General features: G+C 62.7%; 16 protein-coding genes. 11 read left to right on the top strand and 5 right to left on the bottom strand.

Annotation, left to right across the window (positions count from 1 at the left end):
* The first annotated feature begins 98 nt into the window (after positions 1 to 98).
* The 10 genes from rpoE (at position 99) to pdxJ (ending at position 10,117) form a co-directional block, all read left to right on the top strand.
* Entirely contained in the window at positions 99 to 680 is a 582-nt protein-coding gene (gene rpoE / locus K4A76_RS18230; protein WP_003252049.1) for an RNA polymerase sigma factor RpoE, read from the top strand.
* Between the two features lie 31 nt (positions 681 to 711).
* Positions 712 to 1,302, top strand: coding sequence for a sigma-E factor negative regulatory protein (locus tag K4A76_RS18225; protein ID WP_029886111.1), 591 nt, complete (start codon positions 712 to 714; stop codon positions 1,300 to 1,302).
* Between the two features lie 12 nt (positions 1,303 to 1,314).
* The gene (locus K4A76_RS18220; RefSeq protein ID WP_274410858.1) at positions 1,315 to 2,280 is read left to right on the top strand and encodes a MucB/RseB C-terminal domain-containing protein; all 966 of its coding nucleotides are present in this window, start codon (positions 1,315 to 1,317) and stop codon (positions 2,278 to 2,280) included.
* A 176-nt stretch (positions 2,281 to 2,456) separates the two neighbouring features.
* Positions 2,457 to 3,890, top strand: coding sequence for a DegQ family serine endoprotease (locus K4A76_RS18215; protein WP_029886109.1), 1,434 nt, complete (start codon positions 2,457 to 2,459; stop codon positions 3,888 to 3,890).
* Positions 3,891 to 4,071: 181 nt separating this feature from the next.
* Entirely contained in the window at positions 4,072 to 5,871 is a 1,800-nt protein-coding gene (lepA, locus tag K4A76_RS18210) for a translation elongation factor 4 (protein WP_029886108.1), read from the top strand.
* A gap of 5 nt (positions 5,872 to 5,876) precedes the next feature.
* Positions 5,877 to 6,731 carry a signal peptidase I gene (lepB, locus tag K4A76_RS18205; protein WP_009684762.1) on the top strand — a complete coding sequence of 285 codons (855 nt, stop codon included), beginning with the start codon at positions 5,877 to 5,879 and terminating at the stop codon, positions 6,729 to 6,731.
* A gap of 163 nt (positions 6,732 to 6,894) precedes the next feature.
* Positions 6,895 to 7,584: a ribonuclease III gene (gene rnc, locus K4A76_RS18200; protein ID WP_009684761.1), complete on the top strand. Its 690-nt coding sequence runs from the start codon at positions 6,895 to 6,897 to the stop codon at positions 7,582 to 7,584.
* Positions 7,577 to 8,479 (top strand): GTPase Era, encoded by a 903-nt coding sequence (era, locus tag K4A76_RS18195; protein WP_003252061.1) that lies wholly within the window; start codon positions 7,577 to 7,579, stop codon positions 8,477 to 8,479. Before rnc ends, era begins: the two co-directional genes overlap by 8 nt.
* A gap of 170 nt (positions 8,480 to 8,649) precedes the next feature.
* Entirely contained in the window at positions 8,650 to 9,333 is a 684-nt protein-coding gene (gene recO, locus K4A76_RS18190) for a DNA repair protein RecO (protein ID WP_274410857.1), read from the top strand.
* A gap of 61 nt (positions 9,334 to 9,394) precedes the next feature.
* On the top strand, positions 9,395 to 10,117 hold the full coding sequence (pdxJ, locus tag K4A76_RS18185) for a pyridoxine 5'-phosphate synthase (protein WP_232108691.1): 723 nt from the start codon (positions 9,395 to 9,397) through the stop codon (positions 10,115 to 10,117).
* 110 nt (positions 10,118 to 10,227) lie between these two features.
* On the opposite strand, the gene K4A76_RS18180 is transcribed toward pdxJ, so the two are convergent.
* Both K4A76_RS18180 and K4A76_RS18175 read right to left on the bottom strand, forming a co-directional pair.
* The gene (locus K4A76_RS18180) at positions 10,228 to 11,610 is read right to left on the bottom strand and encodes a heavy metal sensor histidine kinase (RefSeq protein ID WP_274410856.1); all 1,383 of its coding nucleotides are present in this window, start codon (positions 11,608 to 11,610) and stop codon (positions 10,228 to 10,230) included.
* Positions 11,607 to 12,281 carry a heavy metal response regulator transcription factor gene (locus K4A76_RS18175; protein ID WP_009684757.1) on the bottom strand — a complete coding sequence of 225 codons (675 nt, stop codon included), beginning with the start codon at positions 12,279 to 12,281 and terminating at the stop codon, positions 11,607 to 11,609. The genes K4A76_RS18180 and K4A76_RS18175 overlap by 4 nt, the downstream gene beginning before the upstream one ends.
* Positions 12,282 to 12,525: 244 nt before the next feature.
* Here K4A76_RS18175 and K4A76_RS18170 point away from each other — a divergent pair, with 244 nt between their 5' ends.
* Positions 12,526 to 12,729: a hypothetical protein gene (locus K4A76_RS18170; protein ID WP_009684756.1), complete on the top strand. Its 204-nt coding sequence runs from the start codon at positions 12,526 to 12,528 to the stop codon at positions 12,727 to 12,729.
* 246 nt (positions 12,730 to 12,975) lie between these two features.
* Here the strand turns inward: K4A76_RS18170 and cmoB are convergent, their stop codons facing one another.
* The 3 genes from cmoB to K4A76_RS18155 form a co-directional block, all read right to left on the bottom strand.
* A complete protein-coding gene (gene cmoB, locus K4A76_RS18165; protein WP_054882225.1) occupies positions 12,976 to 13,932 on the bottom strand; it encodes a tRNA 5-methoxyuridine(34)/uridine 5-oxyacetic acid(34) synthase CmoB in 957 nt (318 codons plus the stop codon).
* Positions 13,929 to 14,672: a carboxy-S-adenosyl-L-methionine synthase CmoA gene (cmoA, locus tag K4A76_RS18160; RefSeq protein WP_009684753.1), complete on the bottom strand. Its 744-nt coding sequence runs from the start codon at positions 14,670 to 14,672 to the stop codon at positions 13,929 to 13,931. The genes cmoB and cmoA overlap by 4 nt, the downstream gene beginning before the upstream one ends.
* Before the next feature lie 88 nt (positions 14,673 to 14,760).
* Complete coding sequence (locus K4A76_RS18155; RefSeq protein ID WP_009684752.1) at positions 14,761 to 15,153, bottom strand: protease inhibitor I42 family protein; 393 nt, start codon at positions 15,151 to 15,153, stop codon at positions 14,761 to 14,763.
* Between the last annotated feature and the right edge of the window lie 110 nt (positions 15,154 to 15,263).

Genomic DNA, 15,263 nt, shown 5'->3' with positions numbered 1-15,263 from the left:
GCTTGGAGGGGAGAACTTTTGCGAAAAGCCCGAGTCTATGGTTGCAAGCCTGAGCGATGGCTGTTGCAACGCTCCTTCGAGTTCACTGAGGAGTGTTCATGCTAACCCAGGAAGAGGATCAGCAACTTGTCGAGCGCGTGCAGCGCGGCGACAGGCGAGCGTTCGATCTGTTGGTGCTGAAGTATCAGCACAAGATTCTCGGGTTGATCGTGCGGTTCGTTCACGATACCCACGAGGCCCAGGATGTTGCGCAGGAAGCCTTTATCAAGGCCTACCGTGCACTTGGTAATTTCCGCGGCGACAGTGCGTTTTACACGTGGCTGTACCGCATCGCCATCAACACGGCGAAGAACTACCTGGTGTCCCGTGGAAGACGGCCGCCAGACAGCGATGTCAGCTCCGAGGATGCGGAGTTTTACGACGGCGATCATGGCCTCAAGGATCTTGAGTCTCCAGAGCGCTCGTTGTTGCGGGATGAGATCGAAGGCACCGTCCATCGCACCATCCAGCAACTGCCCGAAGACCTGCGCACGGCGCTTACCCTGCGTGAGTTCGATGGCCTGAGTTACGAGGACATTGCCAGTGTCATGCAATGTCCGGTGGGTACCGTGCGCTCTCGAATCTTCCGCGCTCGGGAGGCCATAGACAAAGCCCTGCAACCGTTGTTGCAGGAAACCTGAGACAGCGGCGACAGCCAAGAGAGGAACCGCCATGAGTCGTGAAGCTTTGCAGGAATCGCTGTCCGCGGTAATGGATAACGAAGCGGACGAACTGGAATTGCGTCGGGTGTTGAACGCCGTCGACGAAGCCGAAACCCGTGCCACCTGGTCCCGTTACCAGGTAGCCCGCGCAGCCATGCACAAGGAGTTGCTGCTGCCCAACCTGGATATCGCCTCGGCGGTGTCTGCGGCGCTGGCCGATGAAGCCGTGCCGGCCAAGGTCAACAAGGGCCCGTGGCGCAGCATCGGCCGCCTGGCTGTGGCTGCTTCGGTCACCGTGGCCGTGCTGGCGGGTGTGCGCATGTACAACCAGGACGAGATCACCGGTGCCGAGCTGGCTGCCCAGCAGCCGGTCCAGCAGGGCGTGAGCGTGCCACAAGCACAGGGCCCTGCAGTATTGGCAGGTTATACCGAGAGCAGCGAGCAACCGACCGGGCCAATGGCCAACGGTGTGCTGCAGAACCAGGCCGGCTGGGACCAGCGTCTGCCAGGTTACCTGCGCCAGCATGCTCAGGAGTCTGCGCTCAAGGGTACTGAAACTGCACTGCCGTATGCCCGCGCTGCCAGCCTGGAAAACCGTTAAGTAAGGAGGCTCATGCGCGCGCTACCTCTCCTGACGCTGCTGGTTGGCAGTTGCATGACGGTGCCAGCGTTGGCAGCCAATTCTTCGCCCGAGGCGAGTGAATGGCTGAACAAGCTGGCACAGGCCGAGCAAAAACAGAGCTACCAAGGCGCTTTCGTCTACGAACGCAACGGTAGTTTTTCTTCCCACGATATCTGGCACAGGGTAGAGGGCGGCAAGGTCAGCGAGCGGCTATTGCAGCTCGACGGCGCTGCCGAGGAAATCGTGCGCGTGGATGGCAAGGTGGCGTGTGTCAGCGGCGCCTTGGCCAGCGGGGTTACCAGCCCTCCAGATACAGCACCGCGTGTGCTCGATCCCCTGAAGCTCATGGGTTGGTACGACCTGAGCGTGGCGGGCAAGTCACGCGTGGCCGGGCGTGACGCGGTGATTGTGACGCTCACGCCGCGCGACCAGCACCGCTATGCCTTCGAATTGCACCTGGACCGCAAGACCGGCCTGCCGCTGCGCTCCTTGATGCTCAACGACAAGGGGCAGTTGCTGGAACGCTTCCAGATGACCCGTCTCGATACCGATGACCTGCCCAGCGACAGCGACCTGCAGCCAAGCGCCGCCTGCAAACCTGTGCAGCATGTGGCCTCGGTCAGCAATGACAACATCGCCGCCTGGCGTTCGGACTGGTTGCCGCCGGGCTTCGAACTGGTCAACAGCACCGTGCACCGCGACCCCAAGCTTGGCAGTTCGGTCAGTAGCCTGATGTACGACGATGGCCTGGCGCGCTTCTCGGTGTTCCTCGAGCCGGTCAAGGATGACGGTGGTAGCGATGTGCGCACCCAGCTTGGGCCGACGTCGGCGGTTTCACGTCGCCTGAATACGCCCAAGGGCAAGGTCATGGTGACGGTCGTCGGTGAAATCCCCCTGGGTACGGCAGAGCGTGTTGCCCTGTCCATGCGACCTCAGGATGCCCAGGCACGCCAGTGATGGCGCCCGTTTGCGGGCCGTGCCAAAGGCAGCCGGGCATACGCCTGAAATGAAATTAAAGCATTGTCATTTGCAATCCTGCGGCAAATTTTCTATAGGTCAGGCTTTCAGGAGCCTGGCCTTTCCTGTTTTGTGCAGGGGCCTTTCTAACTACCGCTCGTTGTGACGGGAGCCGTATGTCAATACCACGCTTGAAATCCTACCTAATGATGGTCGCCACCGTGCTGATGCTCGGCCAGGCGCTCACCGCCCAGGCCGACGAAGCCCTGCCGGACTTCACCACGCTGGTCGAGCAGGCCTCGCCCGCGGTGGTCAACATCAGCACCAAGCAGAAGCTGCCGGACCGCCGCGTCGCCCAGGGCCAGATGCCGGACCTGGAAGGCCTGCCGCCGATGTTCCGCGAATTCTTCGAGCGCAACATGCCGCAACAGCCGCGCTCGCCGCGTGGCGATCGCCAGCGTGAGGCCATGTCGCTGGGCTCTGGCTTCATCATTTCCAGCGATGGCTATGTGTTGACCAACAACCATGTGGTCGCCGATGCCGACGAGATCATCGTCCGCCTGTCGGACCGCAGTGAGCTGCAGGCCAAGCTGATCGGCACCGATCCCCGTACCGACGTGGCCTTGCTCAAGGTCGATGGCAAGAACCTGCCCACCGTGAAACTGGGTGACTCCGAGAAGCTCAAGGTGGGCGAGTGGGTGTTGGCCATCGGTTCGCCGTTCGGCTTCGACCATTCGGTGACCAAGGGCATCGTCAGCGCCAAGGGCCGCACCCTGCCCAACGATACCTATGTGCCGTTCATCCAGACCGACGTGGCCATCAACCCGGGTAACTCCGGTGGTCCGCTGTTCAACATGAAGGGCGAAGTGGTGGGTATCAACTCGCAGATCTTCACCCGTTCGGGCGGCTTCATGGGCCTGTCGTTCGCCATCCCGATCGATGTGGCGCTCGACGTTTCCAACCAGTTGAAGAAAGACGGCAAAGTCAGCCGCGGCTGGCTGGGCGTGGTGATTCAGGAGGTCAACAAGGACCTGGCCGAATCCTTCGGCCTCGACAAGCCGGCCGGCGCCCTGGTAGCCCAGGTGCTGGAAAACGGCCCGGCCGCCAAGGGTGGCTTGCAGGTGGGTGACGTGATCCTGAGCATGAACGGCCAGCCGATCGTCATGTCGGCCGACCTGCCGCACCTGGTCGGCAGCCTCAAGGATGGCGAGAAAGCCAAGCTGGAAATCATCCGCAACGGCAAGCGCCAGACCCTGGACGTGGCCGTGGGCGCCATGCCGGACGACGACGCCGACATCACCGCCGGTGCCGACGGCAGCACCGAGCGCAGCAGCAATCGCCTGGGTGTCGCGGTCGCCGACCTGACCGCCGAGCAGAAAAAATCCCTCGAGCTCAAGGGCGGCGTGGTGATCAAGGAAGTTCAGGATGGTCCGGCAGCGCTCATCGGCCTGCGCCCGGGTGACGTCATCAGCCACCTGAACAACCAGGCCATCGGCTCGGCCAAGGAATTCACCGAAATCGCCAAGGAACTGCCGAAGAACCGCTCGGTGTCGATGCGCGTGCTGCGTCAGGGCCGTGCCAGCTTCATCACCTTCAAGCTCGCTGAATAAGCGGCCAGGTGGGGCGAAAAGGGCAGCTTCGGCTGCCCTTTTTCATGAATCTTCACAATTGACTGGCGGGTAGTTGTGTACAGTCGGGCAGAGGAATCTCCCATCTGCGAACAGCTTAAGGTACAATGCCCGGCTATTTTTCGGCGGGCGTCCGGCTCGCAGCCTTTTCGAGTGTTGACCCGTGAGTGATTTGAGTCATATCCGCAATTTCTCCATCATCGCCCACATCGACCATGGCAAGTCGACGCTGGCCGACCGTTTCATCCAGATGTGCGGTGGCCTGACGGCTCGCGAAATGGAAGCCCAGGTACTGGACTCCATGGACCTGGAGCGCGAACGCGGTATTACCATCAAGGCCCACAGCGTCACGCTGCACTACAAGGCGCAGGACGGCAAGATCTACCAGCTGAACTTCATCGACACCCCCGGCCACGTCGACTTCACCTACGAAGTCTCGCGCTCGCTGGCAGCCTGTGAAGGCGCACTGCTGGTGGTCGACGCCGGCCAGGGTGTAGAGGCCCAGTCGGTAGCCAACTGCTACACCGCCATCGAGCAGGGCCTGGAGGTCATGCCGGTCCTCAACAAGATGGACCTGCCCCAGGCCGACCCGGACCGCGTCAAGGACGAAATCGAGAAAATCATCGGTATCGACGCCACTGACGCCGTGGCCTGCAGTGCCAAGAGCGGCATGGGCGTGGACGAGGTGCTCGAGCGCCTGGTGCACTCGATCCCGGCGCCCGTGGGCGAAATCGATGCGCCGCTGCAAGCGCTGATCATCGACTCCTGGTTCGACAACTACCTGGGCGTGGTCTCGCTGGTGCGCGTGCGCCAGGGGCGCGTCAAGAAGGGCGACAAGATCCTGGTCAAGTCCACCGGCAAGGTGCACCTGGTCGACAGCGTGGGGGTGTTCACCCCGAAACACACCCAGACCGCCGACCTGAAAGCCGGTGAAGTGGGCTTCATCATCGCCAGCATCAAGGACATTCACGGTGCCCCGGTAGGCGACACCCTGACCTTGTCCTCGACCCCCGAGGTCGAAGTGCTGCCAGGCTTCAAGAAAATCCAGCCGCAGGTCTACGCAGGCCTGTTCCCGGTCAGCTCCGACGACTTCGAAGACTTCCGCGATGCCCTGCAGAAGCTCACCCTGAACGATTCGTCGCTGCAGTACATGCCGGAAAGCTCCGATGCACTGGGCTTCGGTTTCCGTTGCGGCTTCCTCGGCATGCTGCACATGGAGATCATCCAGGAGCGCCTGGAGCGCGAGTACGACCTGGACCTGATCACCACCGCACCCAGCGTGATCTACGAGCTGGAGTTGAAAACCGGCGAAACTATTGTCGTCGACAACCCGTCCAAGCTCCCGGATGTTTCAGCCGTGGCCGACTTCCGCGAGCCGATCGTGACCGCGACCATTCTGGTGCCGCAGGAGCACCTGGGTAACGTGATCACCTTGTGCATCGAGAAGCGTGGCGTGCAGCGCGACATGCAGTTCCTCGGCAGCCAGGTGCAGGTGCGCTATGACATGCCGATGAACGAAGTGGTGCTGGACTTCTTCGACCGCCTCAAATCCACCAGCCGCGGCTATGCTTCGCTGGATTACCATTTTGATCGCTACCAGTCGGCCAACCTGGTCAAGCTGGACGTGCTGATCAACGGCGACAAGGTCGATGCGCTGGCATTGATCGTGCACCGCGACAACGCGGCCTACAAAGGCCGTGCGTTGACCGAGAAGATGAAGGAACTGATCCCTCGGCAGATGTTCGACGTGGCGATCCAGGCAGCCATTGGCGGCCAGATCATTGCCCGGACAACCGTCAAGGCGCTCAGAAAGAACGTACTGGCCAAGTGCTACGGTGGTGACGTCAGCCGTAAGAAGAAACTGCTGGAGAAGCAGAAGGCCGGTAAGAAACGCATGAAACAGGTGGGCAACGTGGAAATTCCACAGGAAGCCTTCCTCGCCGTGCTCAGGTTGGATAGCTAGGTCCTATGTCGCTAAATTTCCCGCTGTTGCTGGTCATTGCCGTATTCGTCTGCGGTTTGCTGGGCTTGATCGACTTGCTGTTCCTGGCCCCGCGCCGGCGTGCGGCAATTGCCAACTATCAGGGCAGCGTAAGCCAGCCTGAAATGGCGGTGGTCGAGCGCCTGAACAAGGAACCGTTGCTGGTCGAGTACGGCAAGTCGTTCTTCCCGGTGCTGTTCATCGTACTGGTACTGCGCTCGTTCCTGGTCGAGCCGTTCCAGATCCCTTCGGGGTCGATGAAACCCACTCTGGAAGTGGGCGATTTCATCCTGGTGAACAAGTTCTCCTATGGCATTCGCCTGCCGGTGATCGACAAGAAGGTCATCGAAGTGGGTGACCCGCAGCGCGGCGACGTCATGGTGTTCCGTTACCCGAGCGACCCGAACGTCAACTACATCAAGCGTGTGGTCGGCCTGCCAGGCGATGTGGTGCGTTATACCAACGACAAGCGCCTGTTCGTCAACGGCCAGCCGGTTGCCGAACAGCTGGTAGGTAGCGAGCCGGGCACCTTGGGCAGCGCCACGCTGTACAAGGAAAAGCTGGGCGAGACCGAACACCTGATCCGCAAGGAAATGAGCCGCTATCGCATGCCGCCGGACCAGCAATGGACCGTGCCGGCAGGCCACTACTTCATGATGGGCGACAACCGCGACAACTCCAACGACAGCCGTTTCTGGGATGACCCGAACATTCCCAAGGAGCTGCACGGCATGGTTCCGGACCGGAACATCGTCGGCAAGGCCTTTGCGGTATGGATGAGCTGGCCGGAACCCAAGCTCAGCCACCTGCCCAACCTGTCGCGGGTCGGTTTGATCCATTGATACCCATCGGCGCTGTCCAGCAGACAGCGCCGAATGCATTTCTGACATAGGCTGTGTTCTCAGGGATCGGGAGATTCGCCGCACATCGCGCGGCGGGCCACAGCCAAACAGTCTTTCAGGATGTTGATTTGAACAACGCGTTAAATAACCAACGGGTGGCCGCATGAGTGCTTCCCTTGCCCGTCTGGAGCGAAAGCTCGGCTACACCTTCAAGAACCAGGACCAGATGCTCCTGGCGCTGACCCATCGCAGTTACGCCGGGCGCAACAACGAGCGCCTGGAGTTCCTGGGTGACGCCATTCTCAACTTCGTCGCCGGTGAAGCGCTGTTCGAGCGTTTTCCGCAGGCCCGCGAAGGCCAGCTGTCGCGCCTGCGGGCGCGGCTGGTCAAGGGCGAAACCCTGGCCCGCCTGGCCCGTGGCTTCGACCTTGGTGAGTACCTGCGCCTGGGGTCCGGCGAGCTCAAGAGCGGTGGTTTTCGCCGCGAGTCGATCCTTGCCGATGCGCTGGAAGCACTGATTGGCGCCATTTACCTGGACGCTGACATGGAAACCGCCCGCGAGCGTGTGCTGGCCTGGCTGGCCAATGAGTTCGAGGGCCTGACCCTGGTCGACACCAACAAGGACCCGAAAACCCGCCTGCAAGAGTTCCTGCAGTCGCGCAGCTGCGAGCTGCCGCGCTACGAAGTGGTGGATATCCAGGGCGAGCCGCACTGCCGCACCTTTTTCGTCGAATGCGAAGTGGTGCTGCTGAACAACAAGAGCCGTGGCCAAGGCGTTAGCCGGCGTATTGCCGAGCAAGTTGCCGCTGCGTCTGCACTGATCGCCCTGGGCGTGGAGAATGGCAATGACTGATAGCAACCCGACCCGCTGCGGCTATGTAGCCATTGTCGGCCGCCCGAACGTGGGCAAGTCGACCCTGCTCAACCACATCCTCGGCCAGAAGCTGGCGATTACCTCGCGCAAGCCGCAGACCACCCGCCACAACATGCTCGGCATCAAGACCGAAGGTGATGTGCAGGCGATCTACGTCGATACCCCTGGCATGCACAAGGCCAACGACAAGGCCCTGAACCGCTACATGAACCGCAATGCTTCGGCGGCCCTGAAAGACGTCGATGTGGTGATCTTCGTGGTCGACCGTACCAAGTGGACCGACGAGGACCAACTGGTGCTGGAGCGCGTGCAGTACGTGACCGGGCCGCTGATCATCGCGGTCAACAAGACCGACCGCATGGAAGAGAAGGCCGAGCTGATCCCGCACTTGCAATGGCTGCAGGAGCAATTGCCGAACGCCGAGGTGATGCCGATTTCTGCGCAGCAGGGCCATAACCTCGAGGCGCTGGAAGCGCAGATCGCCAAGCACCTGCCGGAAAATGACCACTTCTTCCCGGAAGACCAGATCACCGACCGCAGCAGCCGTTTCCTGGCGGCCGAACTGGTACGCGAGAAGATCATGCGCCAGCTGGGGGCCGAGTTGCCTTACCAGATCACCGTGGAGATCGAGGAATTCAAGCAGCAGGGGCACGTGCTGCACATCCACGCGCTGATCCTGGTTGAGCGCGATGGCCAGAAAAAGATCATCATTGGCGACAAGGGCGAGCGCATCAAGCGCATCGGCTCCGAGGCGCGCAAAGACATGGAAGTGCTGTTCGACTCCAAGGTCATGCTCAACCTGTGGGTCAAGGTGAAAGGTGGCTGGTCCGACGATGAGCGCGCGTTGCGTTCACTGGGTTACGGCGACCTGTAAGCAATACTGTTGGGGCCGCGTTGCGGCCCATCGCTGGCAAGCCAGCTGCCACAGGTGCTGCACAAGCCCTGGGTGCGATGCGGTCGGTGTGGGAGCTGGCTTGCCGGCGATGGGCTGCACAGCCGCCCCACTGTGCGGTTTTCCTGGCTACAGGGAACGAGTGATCTCCCATGGAACAACCTGTCGGCCAGCCAGCCTATGTGCTGCACAGCCGCGCCTACAAGGAAACCAGTGCGCTGGTGGACTTTTTCACCCCGCAGGGCCGCATGCGCGCGGTACTGCGCCGTGCGCGCGGCAAGGGTGGCAGCCTGGTACGGCCGTTCGTGCCGCTGGAGCTCGAACTGCGCGGGCGTGGCGAGCTGAAGAATGTCGGGCGCATGGACAGCGTCGGCATCGCCGCCTGGTTGCATGGCGATGCACTGTTCAGCGGGCTGTACCTCAACGAGTTGCTGATGCGCCTGCTGCCTGCCGAGGCGCCATTCGTGGCCCTTTTCGAGCACTACGCACTCACCCTGCATGCCTTGGCCGAGGGGCGCCCGCTGGAGCCGCTGCTGCGTTCGTTCGAATGGCGGCTGCTCGATGAGCTTGGTTACGCGTTTTCCCTGAGCCAGGACGTCAACGACCACCCCATTGCCGCCGATGGCCTGTACCGCTTGCGCGTGGACGCAGGCCTGGAACGGGTCGAGCTGGTGCAGCCCGGCTTGTTCCGCGGCACCGAGCTGCTGGCCCTGGCGCAAGCCGACTGGAGCGCGGACGGTGCCTTGCTCGCCGCCAAGCGCCTGATGCGCCAGGCCCTGGCCGTTCACCTGGGCGGCAAGCCACTGGTCAGCCGGGAACTGTTTCGCAAGCGCTGATCACGACGTATGCTGTGGGCCTCAATCTTCAGGAGAGCCTTTCGTGACTCACAGCAACCGCATGCTTCTTGGCGTCAACATCGACCACGTGGCAACCCTGCGCCAGGCCCGCGGCACGCGTTACCCTGACCCGGTCAAGGCTGCCCTGGATGCCGAGGAAGCAGGCGCCGACGGCATTACCGTGCACCTGCGCGAAGATCGCCGGCACATTCAGGAGCGCGACGTGGTGCTGCTCAAGGACGTGCTGCAGACGCGCATGAACTTCGAAATGGGCGTCACCGAAGAGATGATGGCCTTTGCCGAGAAAATTCGCCCGGCGCACATTTGCCTGGTACCTGAAACCCGTCAGGAACTGACCACCGAAGGTGGCCTGGACGTGGCGGGGCAGGAGGCACGGATCAAGGCGGCGGTCGAACGCCTGGCACGCACTGGCGCCGAAGTGTCGCTGTTCATCGATGCTGACGAGCGGCAGATCGAGGCCTCACGCCGGGTCGGCGCCCCCGCCATCGAGCTGCACACCGGGCGCTATGCCGATGCGCAAACCCCAGGCGAGGTGGCCGATGAGCTGCGGCGCATTGTCGACGGTGTGGCGTTTGGCGTGGGTCAGGGGCTGATCGTCAATGCCGGCCATGGCCTGCATTACCACAACGTCGAGGCTGTGGCGGCGATCAAGGGTATCAATGAGCTGAACATTGGCCACGCATTGGTGGCGCATGCCTTGTTCGTGGGCTTCAAGGCTGCTGTGGCCGAGATGAAGGCCTTGATCGTTGCGGCTTCGCGCTGATCTGTCAGTTACCTGTACCGGCCTATTCGCGGGTAAACCCGCTCCTACAGGGGTTGTGGTACCTATGTAGGAGCGGGTTTACCCGCGAAAGGGCCGGTACAGGCGGCCGATCACTCGGCAGGAAACACCAGGGTAAAGCGGGTCGGCCCCAAGGGGCTGCTGCTCACCTCAACCCGCCCGCCGTGCAGTTGCATGATCGATTTGACGATCGCCAGCCCCAAGCCGGTCCCGCCCTCCAACCGCGAGCGCCCCGAACCCACCCGGTAAAAGCGTTCGAACAGCTGTGGCTGCTCAGCCGCAGCGATGCCGGGGCCACGGTTCTGCACAGATAGCCGTATTTCGTTGCCTGTACGCTGGATATGCAAGTCGACCGGTTCACCCTCAGGGCTGTGCCGTATGGCATTGCTCAACAGGTTCGACAGCGCCCGTTGGACCATCAACCGGTCGCCCAACGCCGTGCTCCAACCCTGCACCCGCAGCGCTACGCCTTTGAGCTCGGCACTGAAGGCGAACAGCTCGACTACCCGGGCAGTCTCGTCGGCCAACGCCACGGGCTTTAGCGCCACCTGGGTCTGCGGTTGGCTGACCTGGGCGAGAAACAGCATGTCATTGATGATGCGGTTGAGCCGGGTCAGCTCCTCGATACTGTCTTCCAGCACCTCCCGGTAGTTGGCGTTTTCCCGTTCGCGCGCCAGGGTCACCTGGGCCTTGCCCATCAGGTTGCTCAAGGGGGTACGCAGTTCGTGCGCCAAGTCGTCGGAGAACTGCGCGAGCTGGCTGACACCCTGATCGAGGCGGTCGAGCATCACGTTGATGCTGCGCGCGAGTTCAGCCAGTTCCAGTGGCAGGCCGCTGGCGGGCAGGCGATGCTGCAGGTCCTGGGCCGAAACCTGGCCAGCGATGCGCCGAAAATGTCGCAGGGGCTTGAGGCCGCGCTGCATCAGCCACCAGGCACCCGCGCCAATCAGCAGCAGCAGCAGCGGCAGCGCCAGTAGGGTTGAGTGCAGGTACGCCTGCAACAGGGCGTTATCGTCGGCGCGGTTGAGCGACATCAGCACCTTGACCGGGGTGTTGTCACGCAGGCGCATCAACCGGCTGACGGTCAGGATCTGGTTGCCGCTGCTGTCGCGCCAGGCGTGAAAGGCCAGGCGTTCGTCGGTGGGCAGCTCAGCGACGCGCGAGTCCAGTGCCGGCCCCAGGCTGAGCAGGTGCGGGTGGCGGCTTTCCTGCGCCAGTACGCTGAGGCTGAGGTTGTCGTGCCCCATCACCAGGTCGAGCAGGGGGTGGGCCCTGGTGCCCAGGTCCTCGCTGCGCAGATCGACGCGCAGGTTGTGCTCGACCTGCAGCATCTTGCGCGCCAAGTCCTTGCGTGCGCGGCTGTCCAGCTCGTGATCCAGGGCGAACACGGCCAGGCAGGCCAGCAACAACACCAGCGCAGCGCCCATCAGCGTGACGCTAAGGCCCAGGCGCAAAGAGAGGCTGGTAGTCTTCAAAAACGCGCCTCCAGCACGTAACCGACACCGCGCAGGGTATGGATCAGTTTGGTGTCGAACGGGTCGTCGATCTTGGCGCGCAGGCGCCGGATCGAGACCTCCACCACATTGGTGTCGCAATCGAAATTCATGTCCCACACCAGTGAGATGATCTGCGTGCGCGACAGCACTTCACCGGTCTGGCGCATCAGCAGGTGGAGCAGGGCGAACTCCTTGGCGGTCAGGTCGATGCGTTGCCCGGCGCGATAGGCGCGGTGGCGGCCCGGGTCCAGTTCAAGGTCGGCGACTCGCAGGGTACTGGGTTGCAGTTGCTGGTCGTTGCGGCGCAGCAGGCTGCGAATGCGCGCCAGCAGTTCAGGGAATTCAAAGGGTTTGAGCAGGTAGTCATCGGCGCCCAGGTCCAGGCCCTTTACCCGGTCGGCCAGGCGGCCATGGGCGGTCAGCATCATGATGCGCGTGGCCGATTCGGCACGCAGGCGCTGAAGCACGGTCCAGCCATCGAGCTCGGGCAGGTTGACGTCGAGGATGACCAGATCGTACGGGTGCTGGCGTGCCAGGTGCAGGCCGTCGGTGCCGGTATGGGCGCAGTCGACCACATAGCCGTTTTCGCGCAGCCCTTGCTGCAGGTAATCGGCGGTACGCAGCTCGTCCTCGATGATCAGTAGGCGCATGGGTTGGCTCGGTGTGGTGAAAAGGGGGCGATTCTCGACCCTGTAGTGACATCAGGGTCAAGGCGCAGGATGTTACGGCATGCGTTAGCGGCCGAGGCGTAGATAACGGATTTGTAATGCGGGTGTTATCTGGCTGTCCGTTGCGGCCCCGGCACATTGCAGGACTGTAATCCGCGCCTCACCTTGCTGTTAGCCAGCCTCTGCGACCATGGCCTGACTGATCGGCTACCACGAGGCAACCCCGATGAACCTGACCAAATACCTACTGTTGGCCACCCTTGCCCTGGGCAGCGCCAGTGTCTACGCCGAGGGCGGTGCGGAGCGCTCCAGGCAGTTCTGGCAAGCGTTCCGCGAAGACCAGCAGCGCCTGCACGGCGACAAGCAGCAGGCCGTGGCCGAGCGCGAGCGCAAGGCGCAAGAGAAGGCCCGTGAGGTGGCCAAGGATTGAGTCGCAACAGCGGCCCCGGCACTGCTCCCTGGCGTCGCTGTCTTTAGGCGCCCGCATGGGTAATGCCTGTCAGTTAAGCGTTAATGGGGCTGCTTTGCAGCCCTTCGCGGGCACGCCCGCTCCCACACGTTTGGCGCTGAACTCAATAAATGCGCGATCCCCTGTGGGAGCGGGCGTGCCCGCGAAGGGTCGCAAAGCGGCCCCAAATTACTTAACTGACTGGCATTACCCCCATGGGCGCTTTTTTTATTTGCGCGCCAGCAGGGTGGCCCGGCGTGGTGCGGGCAGGCCTTCGATGGTCTTGCTGTGGTCGTTCGGGTCGAGGAAGTCAGCCAAGGACTGGTAACGCATCCAGTCGGTGCTGCGCTGCTCTTCAATGCTGGTCACACTCACGTCGACGCAGCGTACGTCGCTGAAGCCGGCACGGCGCAACCAGCGCGCCAACGCCGGTACCGACGGCAGGTACCAGACATTGCGCATCTGTGCGTAGCGGTCTTCGGGCACCAGCACCTGGTTTTCATCACCCTCGACCACCAGGGTTTCCAGTACCAGCTCCCCCCCTTTGACCAGGCAGTCCTTCAGCGCCAGCAGGTGCTCGATGGGCGAGCGGCGGTGGTAGAACACGCCCATGGAAAACACCGTATCGAACCCTTCCAGGTTGGCCGGCAGTTCTTCGAGCGCGAAAGGCAGGTGCCAGGCGGGCAGCTCCGGCAGGTATTGCTGCACCGCCTGGAACTGGCAGAAAAACAGCCAGTTGGGGTCGACGCCGATCACCATGTCGGCGCCCGCACCGAGCATGCGCCACTGGTAGTAGCCGTTGCCACAACCGACATCGAGCACACGTTTGCCCTTGAGATCCAGGTGGGGGGCCACGCGAGACCACTTCCAGTCGGAACGCCATTCGGTGTCGACGTGCACGCCGAACAGGTCGAACGGGCCTTTGCGCCAAGGTGACAGGCCCATCAAGGCCTGGCGCATCTGTGCACGGGTGGCCGCGTCGCAGTCGCAGTCCAGGCGCAGGCCGTTGACCAGGTCGACTTCACTCGGTTGCACGGCGGGCAAGGCTTCCAGCGCACCGCGCCAGCGGTCCAGGTCACCGTGGCCCTTTTCCAGCTTGGCTTGCAGTTGCGCTTGCAGGCCTTGCGACCAGGAAGCCAGGGGGGTACCCGCCAGGCGGCGGACCAGGGGAGACAGATCGATCATGGCAGGGCTATCAACGAGGCGAAGTTAAGGCATTGGAACCACGGCACCACTTTCGAGAAGCCGGCGGCAAGCAGGCGCTCCTGGTGGGTTTCGAGGGTATCGGGGCGCATCACATTTTCAATGGCGCTGCGTTTCTGGGCGATTTCGAGTTCGCTGTAACCGTTGGCCCGCTTGAAGTCCAGGTGCAGCTCATTGAGCAGGTCCTGGGCTTGTTCATCGGCGAAGCGCAGTTTTTCCGACAGGATCAACGCACCGCCGGGCAGCAGTGCCTGGCGGATGCGGGCAAGCAGTGCCAGGCGTTGATCGGGGGCGATGAATTGCAGGGTGAAGTTCATTGCCACCACCGAGGCGGGCTCGAAGGGGAGGGCGAGGATATCGGCTTCGAGCACCTGTACCGGCAACAGCTCCTGGAACATCGAGTCCTGGGCGGTGAGGTACTGGCGGCAGCGCTCGACCATGGCGGCGGAGTTGTCGACCGCGATCACCCGGCAGCCATCGCTGCGCACATGCCGGCGCAGCGACTGGGTGACCGCACCCAGCGATGCGCCCAGGTCGTAAAGGGCGGTATGCGGCTGGGCAAAGCGTGCGGCCAGCACACCGAGGTTTTCCACGATGGTTGGATACCCCGGCACCGAGCGCTTGATCATGTCTGGGAACACGCGCACCACGTCCTCGTTGAAGACGAAGTCGGGCACTTGCTCCAGGGGTTGGGCAAAAAGGCGGTCGGGTTGTTTGCTCACGGCGGATCCAGGCTGCGGGTGGTAGGCAAGGGCGGCATTCTAGCCAAACCGCGGCCTGGATGCATGATTGGCTGACCGGCGCTGCAGCTCAGTTGACCCGAAGGGCGCAATCGAAGGTTTGCACGGGCGCGACGTCGGTGGCCCAAGGCTGCTGGTAGACCAGCACCAGCTTGCCTTCACCCCGGGCGTGGGCCTGGTAGCGCCAGGTGGACAAGCCCGAGCTGCCGACCATGCCTGTGTCGTCTGGCGCGCTGTAGACCTCGGGGCCAAGGCTGTGCAGTACACCGGCTGCCGGGTCCTGCACACGCCAACGGTAGCCGGTAGAGGGGTTGCTGGGCAGGCTCAGCGTGAGGTTCTGGCCAACCTGCAGGCGGATGGGGCACTCGCTTTCGGCGTCCAGTTCGACGGGTTGAGTGGGTTGCTGGGCGCAGGCGCCCAGCAGGGCGAAGCTCAGGGGAACGAGCAGACGAGGGGCGGTCATGTTGGCTCCGGAGGCTGGCGATGGCCTGAGGATAACCGATGATCAAGGAAATTTGTGGGGCTTGTGCCTGATGCCGGTCAGTCAAGCGGTTGGGGCCGCTGTGCGGCCCA

Source organism: Pseudomonas sp. NEEL19 (assembly GCF_028751975.1).
GTDB lineage: Bacteria > Pseudomonadota > Gammaproteobacteria > Pseudomonadales > Pseudomonadaceae > Aquipseudomonas > Aquipseudomonas juntendi.
Note: the sequence above shows the minus strand (reverse complement) of the source record. Positions and strands in the feature narration are given on the sequence as shown.